At 70.8% G+C, this 19,564-nt stretch carries 16 protein-coding genes; 12 read left to right on the top strand and 4 right to left on the bottom strand.

The features are described from left to right. Window positions 1-110 precede the first annotated feature (110 nt). Window positions 111-1,472, bottom strand: a complete 1,362-nt coding sequence (glnA2, locus tag ACFFRH_RS01195) for a gamma-glutamylpolyamine synthetase GlnA2 (protein WP_344743333.1) — start codon at window positions 1,470-1,472, stop codon at window positions 111-113. 192 nt (window positions 1,473-1,664) lie between these two features. On the opposite strand from glnA2, the gene ACFFRH_RS01190 reads away from it, so the two are divergent. The 10 genes from ACFFRH_RS01190 (at window position 1,665) to ACFFRH_RS01145 (ending at window position 15,135) form a co-directional block, all read left to right on the top strand. Continuing rightward, the gene (locus tag ACFFRH_RS01190) at window positions 1,665-2,723 is read left to right on the top strand and encodes a terpene synthase family protein (protein ID WP_344743332.1); all 1,059 of its coding nucleotides are present in this window, start codon (window positions 1,665-1,667) and stop codon (window positions 2,721-2,723) included. A gap of 34 nt (window positions 2,724-2,757) precedes the next feature. Beyond that, window positions 2,758-3,303, top strand: coding sequence for an EF-hand domain-containing protein (locus ACFFRH_RS01185; protein ID WP_344743331.1), 546 nt, complete (start codon window positions 2,758-2,760; stop codon window positions 3,301-3,303). Between the two features lie 71 nt (window positions 3,304-3,374). Next, window positions 3,375-4,418 (top strand): terpene synthase family protein, encoded by a 1,044-nt coding sequence (locus tag ACFFRH_RS01180; RefSeq protein ID WP_344743330.1) that lies wholly within the window; start codon window positions 3,375-3,377, stop codon window positions 4,416-4,418. A 317-nt stretch (window positions 4,419-4,735) separates the two neighbouring features. Further along, window positions 4,736-6,700, top strand: coding sequence for a sensor histidine kinase (locus ACFFRH_RS01175; protein WP_386153334.1), 1,965 nt, complete (start codon window positions 4,736-4,738; stop codon window positions 6,698-6,700). A gap of 85 nt (window positions 6,701-6,785) precedes the next feature. Continuing rightward, window positions 6,786-8,246 (top strand): BTAD domain-containing putative transcriptional regulator, encoded by a 1,461-nt coding sequence (locus tag ACFFRH_RS01170; protein ID WP_344743324.1) that lies wholly within the window; start codon window positions 6,786-6,788, stop codon window positions 8,244-8,246. Between the two features lie 2 nt (window positions 8,247-8,248). Then, complete coding sequence (locus ACFFRH_RS01165; protein WP_344743323.1) at window positions 8,249-10,372, top strand: sensor histidine kinase; 2,124 nt, start codon at window positions 8,249-8,251, stop codon at window positions 10,370-10,372. Window positions 10,373-10,431: 59 nt separating this feature from the next. Beyond that, complete coding sequence (locus ACFFRH_RS01160; protein WP_344743322.1) at window positions 10,432-11,412, top strand: TolB family protein; 981 nt, start codon at window positions 10,432-10,434, stop codon at window positions 11,410-11,412. A gap of 299 nt (window positions 11,413-11,711) precedes the next feature. Beyond that, window positions 11,712-12,047, top strand: coding sequence for a hypothetical protein (locus ACFFRH_RS01155; RefSeq protein ID WP_344743321.1), 336 nt, complete (start codon window positions 11,712-11,714; stop codon window positions 12,045-12,047). 763 nt (window positions 12,048-12,810) lie between these two features. After that, the gene (locus ACFFRH_RS01150) at window positions 12,811-14,595 is read left to right on the top strand and encodes an NAD+ synthase (RefSeq protein ID WP_344743319.1); all 1,785 of its coding nucleotides are present in this window, start codon (window positions 12,811-12,813) and stop codon (window positions 14,593-14,595) included. Window positions 14,596-14,658: 63 nt separating this feature from the next. Beyond that, a complete protein-coding gene (locus tag ACFFRH_RS01145) occupies window positions 14,659-15,135 on the top strand; it encodes a hypothetical protein (protein WP_344743318.1) in 477 nt (158 codons plus the stop codon). 114 nt (window positions 15,136-15,249) lie between these two features. Here ACFFRH_RS01145 and ACFFRH_RS01140 read toward each other — a convergent pair whose 3' ends face one another. Both ACFFRH_RS01140 and ACFFRH_RS01135 read right to left on the bottom strand, forming a co-directional pair. Beyond that, window positions 15,250-15,429 carry a hypothetical protein gene (locus tag ACFFRH_RS01140; RefSeq protein ID WP_344743317.1) on the bottom strand — a complete coding sequence of 60 codons (180 nt, stop codon included), beginning with the start codon at window positions 15,427-15,429 and terminating at the stop codon, window positions 15,250-15,252. 3 nt (window positions 15,430-15,432) lie between these two features. Then, window positions 15,433-17,283, bottom strand: coding sequence for a hypothetical protein (locus ACFFRH_RS01135; protein WP_344743316.1), 1,851 nt, complete (start codon window positions 17,281-17,283; stop codon window positions 15,433-15,435). A 274-nt stretch (window positions 17,284-17,557) separates the two neighbouring features. Between ACFFRH_RS01135 and ACFFRH_RS01130 the strand changes: the two genes are divergently transcribed. Continuing rightward, window positions 17,558-18,397: a helix-turn-helix domain-containing protein gene (locus tag ACFFRH_RS01130; protein WP_344743315.1), complete on the top strand. Its 840-nt coding sequence runs from the start codon at window positions 17,558-17,560 to the stop codon at window positions 18,395-18,397. Beyond that, on the top strand, window positions 18,382-18,627 hold the full coding sequence (locus ACFFRH_RS01125) for a DUF397 domain-containing protein (protein WP_344743314.1): 246 nt from the start codon (window positions 18,382-18,384) through the stop codon (window positions 18,625-18,627). Before ACFFRH_RS01130 ends, ACFFRH_RS01125 begins: the two co-directional genes overlap by 16 nt. Window positions 18,628-18,936: 309 nt before the next feature. On the opposite strand, the gene ACFFRH_RS01120 is transcribed toward ACFFRH_RS01125, so the two are convergent. Continuing rightward, entirely contained in the window at window positions 18,937-19,563 is a 627-nt protein-coding gene (locus tag ACFFRH_RS01120; protein ID WP_344743313.1) for a TetR/AcrR family transcriptional regulator, read from the bottom strand. Between the last annotated feature and the right edge of the window lies 1 nt (window position 19,564).

The raw sequence follows: 19,564 nt of genomic DNA, 5'->3' as shown, positions 1-19,564 counted from the left end.
TCCATGCCTGCCCGCGCCTGCCAGCCCCTGTCTGCCCTTGCCCGAGCCCCGCCCGCGCCCGCGCGCTCTCGGCCAGGCCCGGCCACGGCCGCGACGACGGCCTGCCGCGGCTAGAGGACCGGCAGGTAGCGGCCCAGCTCGAACTCGGTGACCTGCCTGCGGTACTCGTTCCACTCGGAGCGCTTGTTGCGCAGGAAGTAGTCGAAGACGTGCTCGCCGAGGGTCTCGGCGACGAGCTCGCTGCGCTCCATGACCGCGATGGCCTCGTCCAGCGACTGGGGCAGCGGCTGGATGCCCAGCGCCCTGCGCTCGGCCGAGGTCAGCGCCCACACGTCGTCCTCGGCGCCGGGGGGCATCTCGTACCCCTCCTCGATGCCCTTCAGCCCGGCCGCGAGGATCACGGCGAAGGCGAGGTACGGGTTGCAGGAGGAGTCGAGCGAGCGGAACTCGATGCGGGTCGAGCCACCCTTGTGCGGCTTGTACATCGGCACCCGGACCAGGGCGGAGCGGTTGTTGTGGCCCCAGGAGATGTAGCTCGGGGCCTCGCCGCCCGCTCCGGCGATCGCCTCGGCGCCGCCCCACAGCCGCTTGTAGGAGTTGACCCACTGGTTGCAGACCGCCGTGATCTCGGCGGCGTGCGTGAGCAGGCCGCCGATGAAGGAACGGCCGATCTTGGAGAGCTGGTAGTCGGCACCGGGCTCGTAGAAGGCGTTGCGGTCACCCTCGAAGAGCGACATGTGGGTGTGCATGCCGGAGCCGGGGTGCTCGGTGAAGGGCTTGGGCATGAAGCTCGCCCAGATGCCCTGCTCCAGCGCGACCTCCTTCATGACCAGCCGGAAGGTCATGATGTTGTCGGCGGTGGTGAGCGCGTCGGCGTAGCGCAGGTCGATCTCCTGCTGGCCGGGGCCGCCCTCGTGGTGGCTGTACTCGACGGAGATGCCCATCGACTCCAGCATCATGATCGCGTTACGCCGGAAGTCGTGTCCCGAGCTGTGCGGGGTGTGGTCGAAGTAGCCGCCGCCGTCGATGGGCTCGGGCCGCTCGTTGCCCTCCGGCCGGTTCTTCAGCAGGAAGAACTCGATCTCCGGGTGGGTGTAGAAGCTGAAGCCCATGTCGGAGGCCTTCGCCAGGGTGCGCTTGAGCACCCAGCGGGGGTCGGCGTGCGAGGGCGAGCCGTCCGGCATGAGGATGTCGCAGAACATCCGGGCCGCGCCCGGCGTCTCGCTGCGCCAGGGAAGGATCTGGAAGGTCGACGGGTCGGGCTTGGCGAGCATGTCCGACTCGTAGACCCGGGCGAAGCCCTCGATGGCCGAGCCGTCGAAGCCGATGCCCTCGGCGAAGGCCCCTTCGAGTTCGGCCGGGGCGATGGCCACCGACTTCAGGAACCCGAGCACATCGGTGAACCACAGCCGGATGAACCGGATGTCGCGCTCCTCAAGGGTGCGGAGAACGAACTCCTGCTGGCGGTCCAAGGCTTCTCCTTCATTGCCGGCGTGCCGCAACACGCCTAGTGGTCTCCCAGTTTGCCCTCTCAGTGTTTCGCACACGTTACGAGGAAGAACGGTGAGATGTGGCATCCGGACCGTCGCGCCTCCGCGTGCCGACCCCCCTCTCCTCCTACAGTGTGCGACCGGAGCCGCTGGAAGTCCGATCCGGGGGGAACGATGACGCGTACCGAAGTTCACCGACCACCGCACGCGACCTCGCCACCGGCCAGGCTCACCGAACGCCTCGCGGCGCTGGCGATGCCCTGCCCCGTCCATCCGTCGATACACCTGGTCGAGGCCGCGGTGGCCGACTGGGCGCGCGCGGCCGGGCTGGACCCCGATCCGGCCGCCTCCCGGCTGGCCGGGCGGGCTTTCGCCCGTTGCGAAACCGGTGAGGTCACGGCGCTGGCCCGCTGGCTGACCTGGATGTCGCGCCTGCGCCGGACCCCCGAGGCCCTCACCCCGGTCCTCGCCGTGGCCGAGGGCGGCGAGCCGGGCCCGGCACCGCTGGAGCGGGCCTTCTCCGGCCTCTGGACGGCGTGCGCGCCGGGGATGAGCGGCGCGTGGCGCGAGCGGTTCACGGCCGGGCTGGCCGCCCAGCGCGAGGCGCTCCTCCCGCGTGGGACCCCCACGGCCCTCCCTCCCGTAACACCTCCACCTTTCTCCCCCGGCACATCCCTCTCCCCCGGAGCGCCTCCGCCCCGCCCCCGCGAGACACCCGCGGACCTCTCCCCCGGAGCCTCCCCCGGGGGAGGCTCCGGGACGCCCTCGGCCGGGCCCACCTCGGCCGGGACGCCCTCGGCCGGCGATCCCGGCGATCACACGGAGCCGTACGGGGACGCCTTCGGCCGCTACCTGTTCGACCTGGTGGAGCCGTGCCTGGGGGTGGAGGTGCCGGCCCCGGTACGGCGGAGCCCGCGGTGGCGGGCGCTCGTCGAGGCGAGCGGCGACGTGGCCGCCTGGTGCGAGGAGGCGGTGGCCGGACACGGCCATGAGGGCACCATTTTTTTGGAACGCTCCAATCCGGAGGCGGAAGAAGGGAAGATCGACAGGGTCGCCACCCGCGTGGAGGAGCTGTGGACGGCCGCCCGCGCGATCCCCGCGCTCACCGAGCGGCACGGTCTGGGCTTCGCCGCCTCCCGCGAGGTGACGCGGGTGGCATGCGCTTTCTTGACCATCCCCCGGGCTTACCTGGAGCGGCTCCTGGAAACACCCCGCTATCGTCACCTAGGGTAACGGTTTGATGTCAACACGTAATGCTGGAGTAACGATGAGCAGCATGCTCCTCAATCACAAGCTCGACCGTGCCTTCGGGCACATGGACGTCGACGGCAGCGGATCGATCGAGCGCGAGGACCTTCTCGGCCTCGGCGCCCGGATCCTCGTCGGCTTCGGCGAGTCGCCGACCTCCCCGGCCGGCCACAGGCTCGCCCAGGGCTTCGAGGGGATCTGGCGGACCCTCGCCGCGGAGATCGACACCGACGGTGACGGCGCCATCTCGTCCGAGGAGTTCCGCGCGGGCATGACCTCCGCGTTCATCGAGGGCGACCGCTTCGACGCGGTGTTCGCGCCCGCCGCCGAGGCGGTGGCCGGCCTGTGCGACACCGACGGCGACGGGGCCGTGGGGCCGGACGAGTTCTGGACCATGATGGCCGCGTTCGGCACCCCGCGCGAGGACGTGCGGGCCACCTTCGAGCGGCTCGACGGCGACGGCGACGGCGTCGTGTCCGTGGGCGAGCTGGTGGAGGCGACCCGGCAGTTCTACACGAGCGCCGATCCGGAAGCGGCCGGCAACTGGCTGTTCGGTCCGCTGTAGTGGCCCGCACCCCGACCTTCGGCGACCCCCTCACCCGTTCCCGACCCCACCCACAGCCCTTGCCGCACTCGATGTCACTCTCCCTTTCCCCCTCGTCCCCCTCGCTCCCCTCGTCCGCCGCGCCCGCCGGAACACCGGGCTGCCCGGAGCCGCCGCGGCCCTCGGGAGTGGCCGCGGCGCTGCTGCTGCCCCTCACCGAGCTCGTGCCGGTGATGTCGGCGCCGTGCCCGATGCACCCCTCGGTCGACCTGGTCGGCGCCGAGCTGGCCGTCTGGGCCCGCGAGGTCGGGCTCGAACCTCCCGCCGGCGCCGGGTTCGAGCGGATGGCGGGCCGTGCCTTCTGCGGGTTCGGCGTGGAGTCGGCGCTGCTGTTCGCCAAATGGCTGACCTGGCTGTTCCACTTCGACGACGAGTGGGACGAGAAGCCCGCCGGGCGCGCGGCCGAGATCGTCGAGGCCACCTTCGCGCGGCTCGGCCTCGTCGCGCGCGCGCCCGCCCTCGCCTCCTCGCCCGTCGAGCTGGCCTTCGGCGACCTCTGGAGGGCCACCGCCGGGCGGATGAGCCCCCGGTGGCGGCACCGGTTCCTGGCGGGGCTGGCGGCGCAGGGCGAGGCCTGCCGTACCGAGGCCGAGAACCGCTGCGCGGGCCGCGTGCCCTCCCCCGCGGAGTACCCGCGGCTGCGGCGCGGCACCGCCGGCCCCTACCTGTTCGACCTGGTGGAGCCCTGCCTGGGGGTGGAGGTGCCCGCGGGACTGCGCGAGAGCACGACCTGGCGGACGCTGGTGGACGCCTGCAACGACGTCACCGCCTGGTGCAACGACGTCGCCTCGCACCACAAGGAACGGGCCAACGGCGACGTGCACAACTACGTGACGGTCGCCGCGACCGCGTTCGGGCTCTCCGACACCGGAGCCGTCGCCTGGGTGAACGACCGGATCGCCGCCCGCGCCGAGGACCTGCGGACCTCCGCGCGGCGGCTGCCCGCGCTGTTCGACCGGTTCGGGTTCTCGACGGGCCAGGCCAGAGACGTCAGCAAGGTCGCGTGCGCCTTCCTCACCGCGCCGAGGGCCCAGCTGGAATGGCTCCTGGAGTCCAGCCGGTACGACGTACCGTGACCCCGTGACCCCGTGACCGGCCGCCCCCACCCGCGCGGACCCGCCCGGGTGGGGGTCGCGGCGCGCGGCGCGGCGGGCCCCGATGGGCGGACCGGCTCCGGGGCGCGGCGAACGTGCCCGCGCGGCTCAGGTGGCCGGACCCGGACCCGGCCCCGGGACACGGCGACACGGCGACACGGCGAAGCCCGGACGATCGGACGGCCGGACCGGCTCCGAGGCCCGTGCGGGATCCAACCAGCGTTGATCACTCGTTGATTGAATTGCGGTCTGCGCCGGTTAAGGTCCCTTTAAGCACAAAATGAAGGGCCAAAATCATCATGCGCGGGCTGTACCGGGGGATCCCGAGGCTGACGCCCGTCCAGCTGCGGGTCACGGCGGTGCTCGTCGCCGCCGCGTCCGTGGCGATGGAGTGCGTCAACATCTGGGTCACGGCGCAGCTCCCGCAACCCTTCTACACGCCGCTGCCGTTCGCGCCCGAGGACGTGGCCGGTGCCGCGTTCCCCGTCCTGGGGGCGCTGCTGGTGTTCCACCGGCCCCGGCTGGTCATCGGCTGGCTGCTCTGCCTGGGCGGGCTGTGCTCCGCCTTGAACAGCCTCACGGTGAACCTCGCGCTCCTGGACACCGCGCGGGAGTGGATGGTCCTGCCCGAGGTGGTCCGGACGGTCGCCGGGGTGAGCTGGAAGCTGACCATCCTCTTCCTGGCCGTGCTGCTGCCGCTGCTCTATCCGGACGGGAAACCGCCGTCCCCGCGCTGGCGGGCACTGGTCTGGGGCTCCGTCGCCGTCCTCGCGGCCGACGTGCTCGTCACGGACCTGATGCCCCTCGCCGGGCAGCGGTACGCGAGCGCCCCCCACCCCCTGCGGTTCTCGCTGGACATGCTCACCAACGCGATGATGATCCTCGCCTTCGCCTCGATGGCCGCGCGGTTCCGGCGGGCCGGTCGCGAGGAGCGCGGGCAGATCGTCTGGACGCTGGCCGCGATCGCCACCGTCATCGTCCCCTGGGTGGTGGGCAACCCGGTGTGGTGGCTGGCGTCGTTCACGATCCCGCTGGTCCCGATCGCGATCACCTTCTCGGTCCTGCGGCACCGCCTCTACGGGATCGACACGCTCATCACCAGGACGCTGGTCGGCGCGGGCCTGGTCGGCGTGATCGGCGGGGTGTACGTGGCGGTGGGCACCGCCTCCAGCCTGTTCCTGTCGGACGTGGACCGGATCGGCGGCCTGGTCGCCGCCCTCTGCGCGGGGGCGTTCTTCCACCCGATGCGGCGGGTGCTCCAGCGCGGCGCCGACCGCCTCCTGTACGGAGGCAGGGGCGACCCGGTGGCGCTCGCCGCCGAGCTCGGGCGCAGGCTCCAGCGCACCGACCCCGAGGGAGGGCTCGCCGCGGCCCTGGAGGTGCTGCGCGACGGCCTGGCGGTCACCGGTACGGGCGTGCGCTTCCAGGGCGGCTGGCCCGAGGAGTCGACGGTGGGGACGCTGGAGGAGGTGACGCGCGACATCCGGCTGGTCTGGCACGGCGAGCCCGTCGGCCGCCTGCTCATCGGCCCTCCCGGGGCCCGGCGCCTGCCGGCCGCGCACAACGAGCGGGTCATCACCGCGCTCACGCCGTACGTGGCCGACGCCGCCCACGCGGTCCGGCTGGTCGGCGCGCTGCGGCGCTCCCGGGAACGGATCGTCACCACCCGCGAGGAGGAGCGCCGCCGCCTCCGCCGCGACCTGCACGACGGTCTCGGCCAGTCGCTCAGCGGGATGGCGATGTCCATCAACGCGGCCAGGCTCTCCCTGCGGGCCTCCCCCGAGACGGCCGAACGCATGCTCGGTGAGCTACGCTCCGGAATGGACGGCGTCACCAGTGACATCAGGCACCTGGTGTACGGGCTGCGGCCGCCCGCGCTGGACGACCTCGGGCTGGCCGGGGCCGTGGCGGAGATGGCGGGCCCCGGCGTCGCCGTGGAGGTCAGGGGCGAGCTGCCGGGCCTGCCCGCGGCGACCGAGGTCGCCGCGTACCGGATCGCGCAGGAGGCGCTGACCAACGCGCGCAAGCACGCCGGGGCCGCCGCGACGGTGCGGGTGTCGCTGGAGCGGGGCGAGGACGACCTGAGCATCCGGGTGAGCGACGACGGGGTCGGCGTCCCTTCCGGGCGCCGCTCGGGGGTCGGGCTCGCGTCGATGCGCGAGCGCGCCGCCGAACTGGGCGGGACATGCGTGATCACCACGCCCCCCGAGGGGGGCACCGTGGTCGAGGCGATGCTCCCGGTGAAGTTGAATGTGGAGATCTGACCACCGATGATTTCTTACGGCTCGCGAACGATGGTGAGTATTGCCCTATGACGTTGGTCCAGGTAGCCCTACCCTTGCGCCTGCAATGCTGACATTTCGTGCTTTAGGCCCGTTCCAGGCCCGTCATGGTGAGATACCCCTCGACCTCGGCGGCCAGCGCCAGATGGCGGTGCTGGCCCGGCTCCTCGTCGCCGGTGGCCGCGCCGTCCCGGTGACCATGCTCATCGACGAGCTGTGGCCAGGCGAGCCTCCCGCCCAGGCCCTGTCGACCATCCAGGGATACGTGTCGCGGCTGCGGCGCGCACTGGAACCCCGTCGCGCGCCGCGGGAGGAGGCCGAGGTCCTGGTCTCCGCTCCGCCCGGGTACGCCCTGCGCGCCTCGCCCGGCCAGGTCGACACCTGGAGTTTCGAGAACGCGGTCAAGACGAGCGGCGAGCCCGCCAAGGTGTGGGAACGCCTGGACGCCGCCCTCGCGCTCTGGCGCGGCCCGGCCCTGGCCGAGTTCTCCGACCTGCCGTGGGCGGTGAGCGAGGCGGGCAGGCTGGAGGAGCTGCGGCTGATCGCGGTCGAGCGCCGGGCCGACGCGGGGCTCCTGCTGGGGCACTCCGGCGCCCTGGTCGCCGACCTGGAGGCGCACGCCTCGGCCCACCCGCTGCGGGAGGAGGCCTGGCGGCTGCTCGCGCTGGCCCTGTACCGCAACGGCAGGCAGGGGGACGCGCTGGGAGCGCTCCGGCGCGCCAGGGTGATGCTCCGCGACGAGCTCGGCCTCGACCTGGGCGCCACCCTGCAACGCCTGGAGTCCGACATGCTGGCCCAGGCCGTGCACCTCCACCCGCCCGCGGAACCGCCGGCGCGCACGACGTCCACCGAGGAGCGGACGCTGCCGGGGCTGCGGGTCGTGGTGGTGGACGACCAGGCGCTGGTCCGCACCGGCCTGCGCGTGGTGCTGGACAGCGAACCCGGCTTCGAGCTCGTCGGGGAGGCCGAGAACGGCGAGCAGGCGATCACGGTCGTCAGGGAGACCTCCCCCGACCTGGTGCTGATGGACATCCAGATGCCCAGGCTGGACGGGCTGACCGCCGCGCGCAGGATCCTGGCCGACGCGGCGCCGCCGAAGGTCGTCATGATGACCACGTTCGGCACCGACGACAACCTCTACGCGGCGCTGCGGGCCGGGGTGAGCGGGTTCGTCCTCAAGACGTCGGCGCCCGAGCAGCTCATCACCGCGATGCGGGCCGCGCAGGCCGGTGACGCGCTGATCGACCCCGCCGTCACCACCCGCCTGATCGCGGCCTTCGCCGGGCGCACCGACCCGTCGGCGCCGCCCGGCCTCGCCGGTCTCGGCGACGCGGAACTCGACCTGATGAAGCTCGTCGCCCGGGGACTGACCAACCGGCAGATCGCGGCGACCTTGGCGGTCCCCGAGCGGTCGGTCTCGCGGTCGGTGGTCAAGCTGCTCGACCACCTCGGGCTGTTCGACCGGGCCCAGCTCGTCGTCACCGCGTACGAGTCCGGGCTGGTCAACCCCGGCGACGTGGGCAGATAGCCGTGTCCCAGCGGCCACGCGGACGCGGCCGGGTGCTCGACGGCACCGGTGGCGTGCCCAGGCGGGTCGTCGACGCGGTCACCGTGACCGAGGACGCCCCCTCCTGGCCCGTCACCTCGCTCGTCCGCGGGCTGCTGCGCTCCCCGCGGCGGCTCGCCGCCGTCACGATGGCGGTCCTCTCGGTGGGGCTCACCGTGGTCGGCCTCGTGCTGCGCGTCGACCTGCCGCCCGAGTGGGGGCCGGAGCAGCCGGCCACGCCCGACCTCGCCGCGGGACTGACGTTCCCGGTGGTGGGCGCCTTCCTGCTGGCCCACCGCGCGCGTCCGGCCACGGCGTGGCTGATGTGCGTGGGCGGCCTGATGTGCGCGGTCAACGCGTTCTCCGAGGCGGTGATGTTCACCTTCGCCGCGGCGGGCGACATGGAGTCGGCCGGGTACCTCCGCCTGAGCATGGTCACGGGGAAGGGGGTCGGCGGCTTCCTGCTGGCGATCCTGGTCCCGCTGTACTCCCCCGACGGGCGGCTGCCCTCGCGGCGGTGGCGGCCGCTGGTCGCGGTCGGCGTGGTCGTGTTCCTGGCGAACCTGCTGCTGAACCTCACCCGCCCGGACCCCGACCCGGCGGTCTATCCCTGGCCGCGGGTCGTCCCCAACCCGCTCGCGGTGGACTTCCTCGCCCCGTACAACCTGGCGGCGCGAGAGGTGGCCGTCTCCCTGATCTCGGTCCTCGCGGTCCTGGCACTGGTGTCCATGGTGCTGCGCTTCCGCCGGGCCGGCCCCGAACTGCGCCGCCAGATCGCCTGGCCGGTCTTCGCGTTCGCCGTCTACGTCGCCTTCCTCCTCGCCGGACCGGCCTGGTGGCTGGCCGGCACGATCTGGACCGGGCTGATCCCGGTGGCCATCGTCTTCTCGGTGCTGCGCTACCGGCTCTACGGCATCGACACTGTGATCAGCCGCGCCTTCGTCGCCGCCGGGCTGATCGCCGCGGTCAGCGTCATCTACGCGGTCGGCGCGGTCGCCGGGCTCGCCCTGTCGGGGTACGACCGGATCGGCGGCCTGGTGGCGGCCCTGCTCGCCGGGATTGTCTTCCGCCCGCTGCGGCACCGGCTCAGGAGGGTGGTCGACCGGCTCATGTACGGCACGCGCGGCGACCCGCGGGCACTCGCCGCACGCCTGGCCAGGGAGGTCCGCGAGACCGAGCCGGCCAACGCGCTCGCCGCCGTCGCCGCCGTGGTCAAGGACTGGCTGAGCGTCACCGGCGTCGCCGTCGAGGTCTACGAGCCCGGCGCCAGGCAGGTGCAGGTCGGCCTGCTGGGCCCGGCGCCGCGCGGGGTGCCGCTGGTCTGGCACGGCGAGCCGGTCGGGCGGCTGCTCCTCGGCTCCCCCGGCCCCCGCAGGTTCGCCGCCGCGCACAACGGCCGCCTGGTCGCGGCCGCCGTCCCGTACGTCGCCGATGTGGCGCACGCCGTGCGGATGACCGCCGACCTGCAGCGTTCCCGGGAGCGCATCCTCACCGCCCGCGAGGAGGAGCGCCGCCGCCTGCGCCGGGACCTGCACGACGGGCTCGGCCACGCGCTGACCGACATGGCCATGTCGATCAACATGGCCAGGATCAGCCTGCGCACCGCCCCCGCCTCGGCGGACAGGCTCCTGCTCGAACTGCGCGGCGGGATGGACGCGGTCAGCGAGGAGATCAGGGAACTGGTGTACGGCCTGCGCCCGCCCACCCTCGACGAACTCGGCCTGGCGGGGGCCGTACGGGCCCTGGCGCAGGAGGGCACGCCGCGGGTCGCGGTGGAGATCGAGGGCGACCTGTCCGATCTGCCCGCGGCGGCCGAGGTGGCCGCGTACCGCATCGCGCAGGAGGGGCTCACCAACGTCCGCAAGCACGCGAAGGCCAGCTCCGCGGTGATCTCGCTGCGGCGCGGGGAGTCGCTGGTGGTACGCGTCCAGGACGACGGGGGCGGGCTGCCCTCGGGACCGCGTTCGGGGGTCGGACTGCTCTCCATGCGCGAGCGGGCCGCCGAGCTGGGCGGTACCTGCGTGATCGCGGCGGCCCCCGGAGGCGGGACGGTCGTGGAGGCCGTGCTGCCGATCCCGGCCGCACCGGTCGCGGCGAGCCTGCGGTAAACCTTTTCGCCCTCTCGGGGCTCTAACCACCGTTGAGCAATTCACCCGAGGAGATCCCCTTGAAGCACTGGGCCCTGGCCGCCGGCGTCGCACTCGCCCTGACGGCCACCGCCACCACTCCCGCGCTCGCCGGATCCGCCGGGAGCACCGGATCCGCCGGGAGCACCGCGAGCACCGGGAGCTCCGGGAGCGCCGCACACGGGGCGGCTCCCGTCTCGGGCGCCGTCTACTTCCGCCACGGGAGGAGCGGGATCGAGGTGCTGACCCACCGGGGAGGCTGGACCGGCGGCCTGACGGTCGGCGGCGAGTCCTTCGCGGGCCAGTTCGCGGTCGCGCCCGGCGGCCGGAAGGTCGCCTGGATCGACGACAGGAACAGGCTGCGCGTCACGTCGGCTCCCGCGACCGGCACGAACAGGGTGACGGACAAGGTGATCGCCAGGAACGCCGCCTACGGCGGCCCCTGCCTGACCCCCGCCTGGACGGCCGACGGCAAGCGGATCGCCTACCCGGTGAAGGGCACCGCCGAGGCGATGACGGTGGCCGTGGTCGGCGCCGACGGCAGGGGCCGGCTCGACGCCGGGAAGACCCTCGGCCCCTGTCACCTGACCTGGTCGGCCGACGGCAGGACCCTCGCCGGGTACGCGGGCGACACCGACGGAGTCCACCTCCTGGACACCAGGGGGCGGGTCTCCCACCGCGCCCCGGGCATCAGGCTCGCCAACCACGTGGAGAGCCTGTCACCCGACGGCCGCCGGGTGGTGGTCAACGCCATCGGCGCGAACGCCCCGGGCGGCGACGGCTCCTGGCCCCTGTCGTTCACCCCGTCGATCCACGACACCAGGACCGGCGCGAAGGTCGCCATCCCGGTCAGGGGGCGGCTGCTGGGCGCGCGCTATCTGAGCGACGGCCGCCTGGCGGTCCGCGTCAAGGGCACGGCCGCCAACACGATCGTCGTCCTCTCCCGCTCGGGCAGGGAGGTCCAGCGGGTGACCGAGCCGGCCAGGGCGAAAAACCTCGGACTGCTCTGGGTCATCGGCTGACGAGATCCCCGTCCGCCGGGGTCGAGCGCTCTCCCGCCACGTCGCCCATCACACCCGGACCTCACCGGGCCTTTACGGTTCGTACGCCGATGAATTCCTATGTCCAGCAAGAAATCACAATTTCCCGAAAATTGTAGAAACGAACAAAAGGTAGGCAAAATCCGACCCTTCTTAACTTACTCCGAAAATAGGTAAATGAGCAGTTCGGTCCTTTAGTCCGAACGAATTGCCTTATATCTTTCTCCCTGTTCACGGCCGTCGAGCGAACCCTGCTCACGGCCCGGTCAAAGGAGAAGACCATGTATGGCAAGCGACAGCTGATGGTGCTCGGTCCGGCGCTTCTCGCCGCCCTCGCCTTCGGGCCGGCCTCGTTCTCACCCGCCTCGGCCACACCGGACCCCGAGCCGGGCGTGGCGGCGAGCACCGCGCAGAAAGAGGCCGTGACGGACGCGAGCACGTCGACGGAAGACCCGAGGGACTACTGGTGGGGATACCGAAACGGCTACCGGGCCGCCGCACAGGACTGCCGCAGGAGGGCACGGAGCTACGCCGCCGGGCCACCCAGCGACTACGACAGAGGTTGGCTGGACGGCTACGACGCCGGATACGCCCGCTTCTGCTGGACGGCGCACTAAGAACACCGGAACACCGGGGACACCGGAACACTGAAGACGCCGGGGACGCCGGGGACGCCGGGGACACCCGGGACACCGTGGACGCCGTGGACGCCGGGGACACCGAAAATGCCGGGGACGCCGGGGACGCCGTCACCGACGAGCACCGTCACGTCCTGCGACCGTGATCGGACGGCGGCGCCGATCCGACGGCGGAGCAGGACGAGCGCGGCCACGACGCGCTCCCGATCCCGGTGATCCCAGTGACACCCGGGAAGAACGAAGAACGGAGACACCCGGGAAGACCCGGACCCGCCGGTCGCGAACCCGGCGGGTGGCCCCGGCTCCCGGGTTCGAGCGTTCGTGGTCACCGCGGTTCCGCGCACGACCTCGCCGGAGGCCCGCCGGGCACCGGACGGTCCCGCGGCCGACGTTCACCGTGACCTCGTGCGGCGTCGTGTGATGTCGAGGGAGAGGTGAGGCCTCCCGATCGGGGCTGTCGCTCGCGACCTCAGTCCCACGGGGGGCCTTAATATCGGCGATATCGGCCCGCCACCGGCCGAGAGCCCTGACCGGCCCCTGAGCGGCTTCTGACGGCCCCCGTACCGGGAGAGGACCGGGGAAAGGACCGGAGCGTGAGCCGGGCCACCCGACGACGGAAGGCGGCCGGTGATCAGCGCCGGACGCCGGGAGGTCACCACCGGACGTCCGCGCTCGTCCACCGGCGGCCGAGGAGGGATCACCTGGACGGCGGGCTCCGGACGCGCCCCAATAGGATGGCCACGTGGCTCAACTCCGCATCGCCCTGGCCCAGAGCAATCCCGCCGTCGGTGACCTCGCCGCCAACACGGACAGGCTCGTCGAGTGGACCCGCCGCGCCGCCGACCGCGGCGCACACCTGGTCGTCTTCACCGAGATGTTCCTGACCGGGTATCCCGTCGAGGACCTCGTGCTGCGCACCTCGTTCGTGGAGGCGTCGATCGCCGCGATCGAGGAGGCCGCGCGACGGCTGGACGAGGCGGGACTCGGTGAGATCCCCGTGGTGGTCGGCTACGTGGACCGCGCGCGGCTCGCCCCGCGCGTCGGCCAGCCCAAGGGCGCCCCGCTCGACGCGGCCGCGCTGCTGCACCGGGGACAGGTGGTCGTCAAGACCGCCAAGCACCACCTGCCGAACTACGGTGTCTTCGACGAGTACCGCTACTTCGTCCGCGGCGACCGGCTGCCGATCTTCCGGCTGCACGGTGTCGACGTGGCGATCGCGGTCTGCGAGGACCTCTGGCAGGAGGGCGGCCCCGTCGCGGTGGTGGCCGAGGCCGGAGCCGGGCTGCTCGTGGTGCCGAACGCCTCCCCGTACGAGAGGGAGAAGGACGACGTACGCCTCGCCCTGGTGGCCAGGCGCGCCCGCGAGGCGGGATGCGCGCTCGCCTACGTCAACCAGGTCGGCGGCCAGGACGAGCTGGTCTTCGACGGAGACTCGGTGGTCGTCTCCGCCTCCGGCGAGCTGGTCGCGCGCGCGGCGCGCTTCTCGGAGGAGCTGCTGATCACGGACCTGGAGCTGCCCGAGGCCAGGTACGGAGGACTCGGCACCTTCCAGGTGGAGGCCGGCGACGGCACCGTGATCACGGTGGAGCGGCTGGAGCTGTCGGCCCGTCCCGTCGAGCCGTACGAGCCGCAGGCCCCCACGATCGCCGAGCACCTCGACGACACCGCCGAGGTCTACTCGGCGCTGGTCCTCGCGGTCCGCGACTACGTCGCCAAGAACGGCTTCCGGTCGGTCATCCTCGGCCTGTCCGGCGGCATCGACTCGGCGCTGACCGCCACGATCGCCTCCGACGCCATCGGCCCCGACCGGGTGCACGTGGTGCTGATGCCCTCCCGCTACTCCTCGGACCACTCGGTGAGCGACGCCCAGGAGCTGGTCGACCGGCAGGGGATCAACGCCAGGACCGTGCCGATCGCCGACATCGTCAGCGGCTTCGAGAAGGAGATCGAGCTCTCCGGCCTGGCCGCGGAGAACCTCCAGGCCCGGGTGCGCGGCATGATCCTGATGGGCCTGTCCAACGAGCACGGCCACCTCGTCCTCACCACCGGCAACAAGAGCGAGCTGGCCACCGGCTACTCCACCCTCTACGGCGACTCGGCGGGCGGCTTCGCGCCCATCAAGGACGTGCTCAAGACCCTCGTCTGGGAGCTGTCGCGCTGGCGCAACGCCCAGGCGGGCCGGTCGGGCGAGTTCCTGCACGGCTTCGCGGTGCCGCCGATCCCGGAGAGCTCGATCGAGAAGGAGCCCAGCGCGGAGCTCCGCCCCGACCAGCGCGACACCGACTCCCTGCCCGAGTACGACATCCTCGACAGGCTGCTGGACGACTACGTCGAGAAGGACATGGGCTCCGCCGAACTCGTCGCCGCCGGACACGACCCGGCCCTGGTCACCCGGGTGATCCGCCTGGTCGACCTGGCCGAGTACAAGCGGCGCCAGTATCCCCCGGGCCCGAAGATCACCCCCAAGAACTTCGGCCGCGACCGCCGCCTCCCCATCACCAACCGCTGGCGCGAGACCACCACCTGACGTCCAGGCCGTTTCCGGACGTCGGGCTCCCCCGCCGGGGAAACGATCAGTACAGTCGACAGGGTGCGTCATGTCGCGGGATGTGCCCTGATACTGCTTCTGGCCGTCGGCTGCGGCGCCAGTGGCCCCACCTTGGACCAAGCCGCCCAAACGCTGGCCAAGGACGCCAGGAAGCTTGAATATCTACACCCCACTGTCAACAAGAGAATCGTCGACAAAACCGGGGAAGACGGAAACGATTTTACAAGCTGCTCGGAAAAGGGCACCGCATTTCGCTTTCACCAGCTCAGCGGCGACTTTGCGAAAGACAACCAGTACACTCCCGCACAGTTAGCCGACCTAACCACTCGCCCATTGCAGGACGCACTCATGCGTGTCGGCTACAAAGTTGACCGGAATTCCAGCTGGGTGCAGCCCGGGCGAAGTTTCGTGATCCTTCATAAAGAAGATCCAGGCATCACCTTCATCGTCCTCGTACAGTCTTCCCAACCCAACATCGAAGTGATAGGTAAAACTGACTGCCTTCCGGCGAGCCAGTAGTCACGAGGAATTTCCGAGAAGGCGTGCCTGATCTCGAAGCCGCAGAGCAGAGCGTTTCAGGTTCCCTGCAGCCATTCGGCACTGTTCCGCGAGCCGGTCCATGTCCGATCGCCGTCAAACGACGTCATGATCGAAGCGCTGGGCCGCAGGCCCCGTCCAGGTGCGCTCGCCGTGGACCGACTCGGTCTTGATCTGATCGAACAGCGTCGTCAGATTCTTCACATAGCCATCGAAGCGGTCTGCGAGCAGCTCTTTCTCATTCGCGAGACGCAGCAATTCAGCATGCTCAGCCATCGGTCATCCTCCGCGCACTCTCAGGGCCGCTTCCAGTACCGGTTCCAGTCGTCCGTAGAAAATGTCCTTGAGCTGGCGGAGATCCGATTCACCGAGTGGCGGCTGGCCGTGACTTTCACGCGAGGCGTTGAAAGCAGATAGCTGGCCGTCGACAAGCACATCAACCAGATCCGATGCCTCTTCAGGCGATCCCTCGTCCAGAAAATTCTCGATCTCGTCCTGCAGGGTGTTCTTCCAGGTGAGATCGACGGCTTTGGACGCCGCCGCCCCAGCCAGGACGGAGTCCGCAAGGAGATGACCCGCCCAGCCGCCAACCAGCGCGTCCAGAGGGAGAAACAAGAACTCAACAGTGAACTTGCGAGTTTCCTCCGCGTCGAGATCAGCCTCGTGTAAACCACTGAAAAACAACGAGGCGAGCGCCCCGGCCCTTACCGCCTTGTCGTAGAAAGCTCGGCGCTGCCCTTCTCTTCCCTCTTCCGTGGACGCGTTGCCGAACGGATGTTCCTTACCCAGATCGAGATCTTCTAGAAAGTCGCCATATCCGCTTCTGAGTGGTGACAGCGCCGCCGGATCACGCAAGAGCCCGCCAAAGAAGTTCACCACCGATTCCGCGTCGAGATTCCGCCACCCCTCACCCGGGGCCACCGGTAGAGAGTCGTGTTCTCTGCTCCAGACGACGGCGAGTTCGGGAAAATACTGGGAGATGTGCCTGGCGAGGACCTGGCCAATCGGGGAAGGAACAGGTATTACCTTGGTGTCGCCAGGGAGATAACGCTTGTCCGACGGCTGGCCGTCCAGAGGCGGGAAGTATTCCAGCTTGCTTGGTTCGGGGAGCAGAGATGGCCATGCCGTCTTGTCCCCGAACACCTTGATGACATTGATCCAGGCATCCCTGCGGAGAGTGGCGGCTCCCGCGCCGGGGGCCAGCGCCTTGTCCAAGGCGGTGGCGAGCAACTTCTTGAATCCTGGGCGGCCCCCGTCGTTGACCACCTCGGGACGCAGCAACAGTGTGGCGTTGTCGCCGGAGGCAAGCAGTTCCTGGGTCGCCTCACCGTTCTGGCTCAACGCCTTGACCAGCCAGTAGGTGTTCCAGTCTTCCTCGTCTTCACGATGACCGCTCCGCTGAGCGAGTGCGGTTCCGGCCTGGACCAGGAATTCCCGCGACTGGCGGGCCAGGCCGAGCAGCGCCGCCATGTCCGCGATGGGCAGATCTCCCAACGCGCGGTCGCGCAGCTCTTTGGGAAGGGTGCCTGCCGCGTCCGTCGAGGCGAACGCCTCAGCCAGCGGGCCCAGGTCCTTTTTCGCCTTCGCCAGGTCGACCGGGCTGTAACCACGCGCGTCGTTCTGGTTTCTCACGCTCACCGCGGCGAAGATGCCCGCGAAAGCGCCTGTGCCCAGCGTGGTCAGCAGTCCCGCCGAATAGGCGGCGTCGACGGTCTTACCCTTCCCTTCCCTGAGCGCCTCCTGGACCTTCTCCCAGTTCTGGACGCTGGGATCCCTCTGATATGCCTGCCATGCCGCCAGGGTTCGTTTTCCGGCGAGTGTTCCGGCGGTCCGGGCGGCCTCCGCGTCGCCGAACGCGAACTCCGCCGCTCTGAGGCCTCCTTGTGAAGTGGCACCCTCGACGCGCTCGATCGTCTGGATCCGCCAGGTCAGATCCCGCCGCGTCTCGTCAAGGAAACGTCCGACACCGTCGAGCGCCTCGGCGCCCGGTCCGGCGGGCCAGTCGGTGCCGGCTTCGGCGATGGAGGCCGACAGCGAGGGTCTCAGCGTCCGGGCGCGCTGCACGGCGTCGTCCATGGAGGTGATGAGACGTCGCGCCCCCGCCGGATCAATGCCGACAAACTCCGCCATTCGACCCGGCCTCCTCGGGGCGAGACGTCAGAAAACAAGGCCCCAACAGATTATCGCGAATTCTCAACAACTGAAGATGTTGATAAGAAAAGGCTGGCGGCCGCCCGGGAAATATGCATCCGGCGGAGCCCTCGACTGCGAACCCATAGCACTTTTCACCGCGTTCCGGATACGCGCTTCCTATTAAGGCAACGGGCCATTACTTTTCGTAGTGATCCCATGACGAAGCACGCGTCGGCCCCTCGGCGGCCCCGGCGCGGGAAAGGAGCCCGCGATGCCCGCCCTGCCTGAGCCGGACGGTGAGGCCAGCCCGCTCACCTTCTTCGCCTCCGAGCTTCGCCGCCTGCGTGATCAGGCCGGACTGTCACAGGAGCAGCTGGCCCAGCAGATCGCCTATTCGACCGGCCTGGTCAGCATGGTCGAGAGGGCCAGGCGCAACCCGTCGCTCGACTTCACCGAGCGGTGTGACCGGGTGCTCGACGCCAACGGCGTGCTCATCCGGATCTGGCCGATGCTGACCTACGGCGTCCTCCCGCCGCGCTTCCGCCCCTGGGTGGACATCGAACGGCAGGCCCACACCCTGCGGGGCTGGGACCCACTGCTGGTCCCCGGCCTCCTCCAGACCCCCGACTACGCCCGTACGATCCTGGAGGCCTATCCGGGGGTGACCGACGAGCGGGTGCAGGAGCTGCTGACCGCCCGCCTGGAGCGTCAGAAGATCCTGGCGCGCGACAACCCTCCGCCGCTGTGGACCGTGCTCGACGAGGGAGTCCTGCACCGGGGCGTCGGGGGTCCGGACATCATGCGCGACCAGCTCGCCGCGCTTCTCACCGCGTCCGAGCGCAGGAACATCTCCATCCAGGTCGTTCCCAAAGGCGCCTACGTGACCGGCGGTGCGATCGCGGGCCTGGAGGGAGGATTCTTCATTGCGAGCGCCGAGGGCAGCCTGGATAGTGTATTCGTGGAGTCCGCTGCCGTAGGGCACGTCACGGACCATCCTCGTGACGTGGCGGCGATCTGCAGGCGATACGAAGCGGTCCGCTCGGCGGCCCTGCCCGCGCGGGCGAGCGCCGACCTCATAGCGAAGGTGATGACGGAATGGCAGCAGACCTGACCGGCGCGACCTGGCGCAAATCCTCCCTGAGCGGCTCCAGCGGCGGCAACTGCGTCGAGGTGGCCGTCGTCGGCGCCTCTCGCACCGGGCACAAGGCGGACCTCGGCGCCCTGCACGTGCTGCGCGACTCCAAGAACCCCGGCGGGCCGAAGCTCTTCTTCACCCGGGCCGAATGGGACGTCTTCATCGCGGGCGTGAAGCTCGGCGAGTTCGACCACCTCGGCGGCTGACGCCTCACCTCCGGTCGCGAGGCGCCCGAGCCGGGAAAGGGGCAGGTCGGGCCTCGCTAAGCCGAGCCGGGCGAAATCCGATCGCGAAGCATCTGGACCGAACCGGACGAGGGGACGGTCTCCGCCCGGCGCGGGAACACGACGCCTCACGTTCGAGACAACCGGGGCACCGGAGGCCGGGGCACCGGACCTGAGACGCCGGAGCACCCCGAGACGCCGAGACCCCGGCGTTCACCGCCGGGGTCTCGGCACGACATCCATGACGCCGCCCGTACGAGAGGTCCTGGACGGCCGCGTGCGGGGAGAGCCTCAGGAACCGAGGCCCGCCAGGAGGTGGTCGACGATCCGTTCGGCCAGGTCGGAGGAGGCGGTGCACTCGCCGACACCCTCGGTGCGGACGTACCACATGACGGTGCCGACCAGGTTCGCCATCGCGATGGAGACGTCGAGGCCGGTCCGCAGCTCGCCGGTGGTGACGCCGCGCCGCAGCAGGGCGGTGATCGCCGCCCTGCGCGGCTCGATGGTCGCCTGGCGGATGCGCTCCACCAGGCGGGGGTGCCGCTCGGCCTCGTTCATCGCGATGTTCATCACGCAGCGGTTGCGCGCGTCGCACGCGTCGCGCAGGAACACCCGCGCGTAGGCGACGAGATCCTCACGGACCGAGACGCCCGCGACCGGGGGCAGCGGCGACTTGAGGGTGGCCAGCGCGTCGACGAGCAGGTCTTCCTTGTTCGACCAGCGCCGGTAGATCGTGGTCTTGCCGACCCCCGCGCGAGCCGCGATCGCCTCGATCGACAGCTCGGAGATACCCACGCTCTCCCCGATCAGGTCGAGGGCCGCGTCGATGATGGCCTTCTCCGCCCTGGCACTGCGGGGACGGCCCGCCGGGCGGGGCGTCCGAGCCCCGGCCGCCTGAATCTCATCGGTGGTCGTCATA

It is taken from the genome of Streptosporangium vulgare, from assembly GCF_042428775.1.
Lineage (GTDB): Bacteria > Actinomycetota > Actinomycetes > Streptosporangiales > Streptosporangiaceae > Streptosporangium > Streptosporangium vulgare.
Note: the sequence above shows the minus strand (reverse complement) of the source record. Positions and strands in the feature narration are given on the sequence as shown.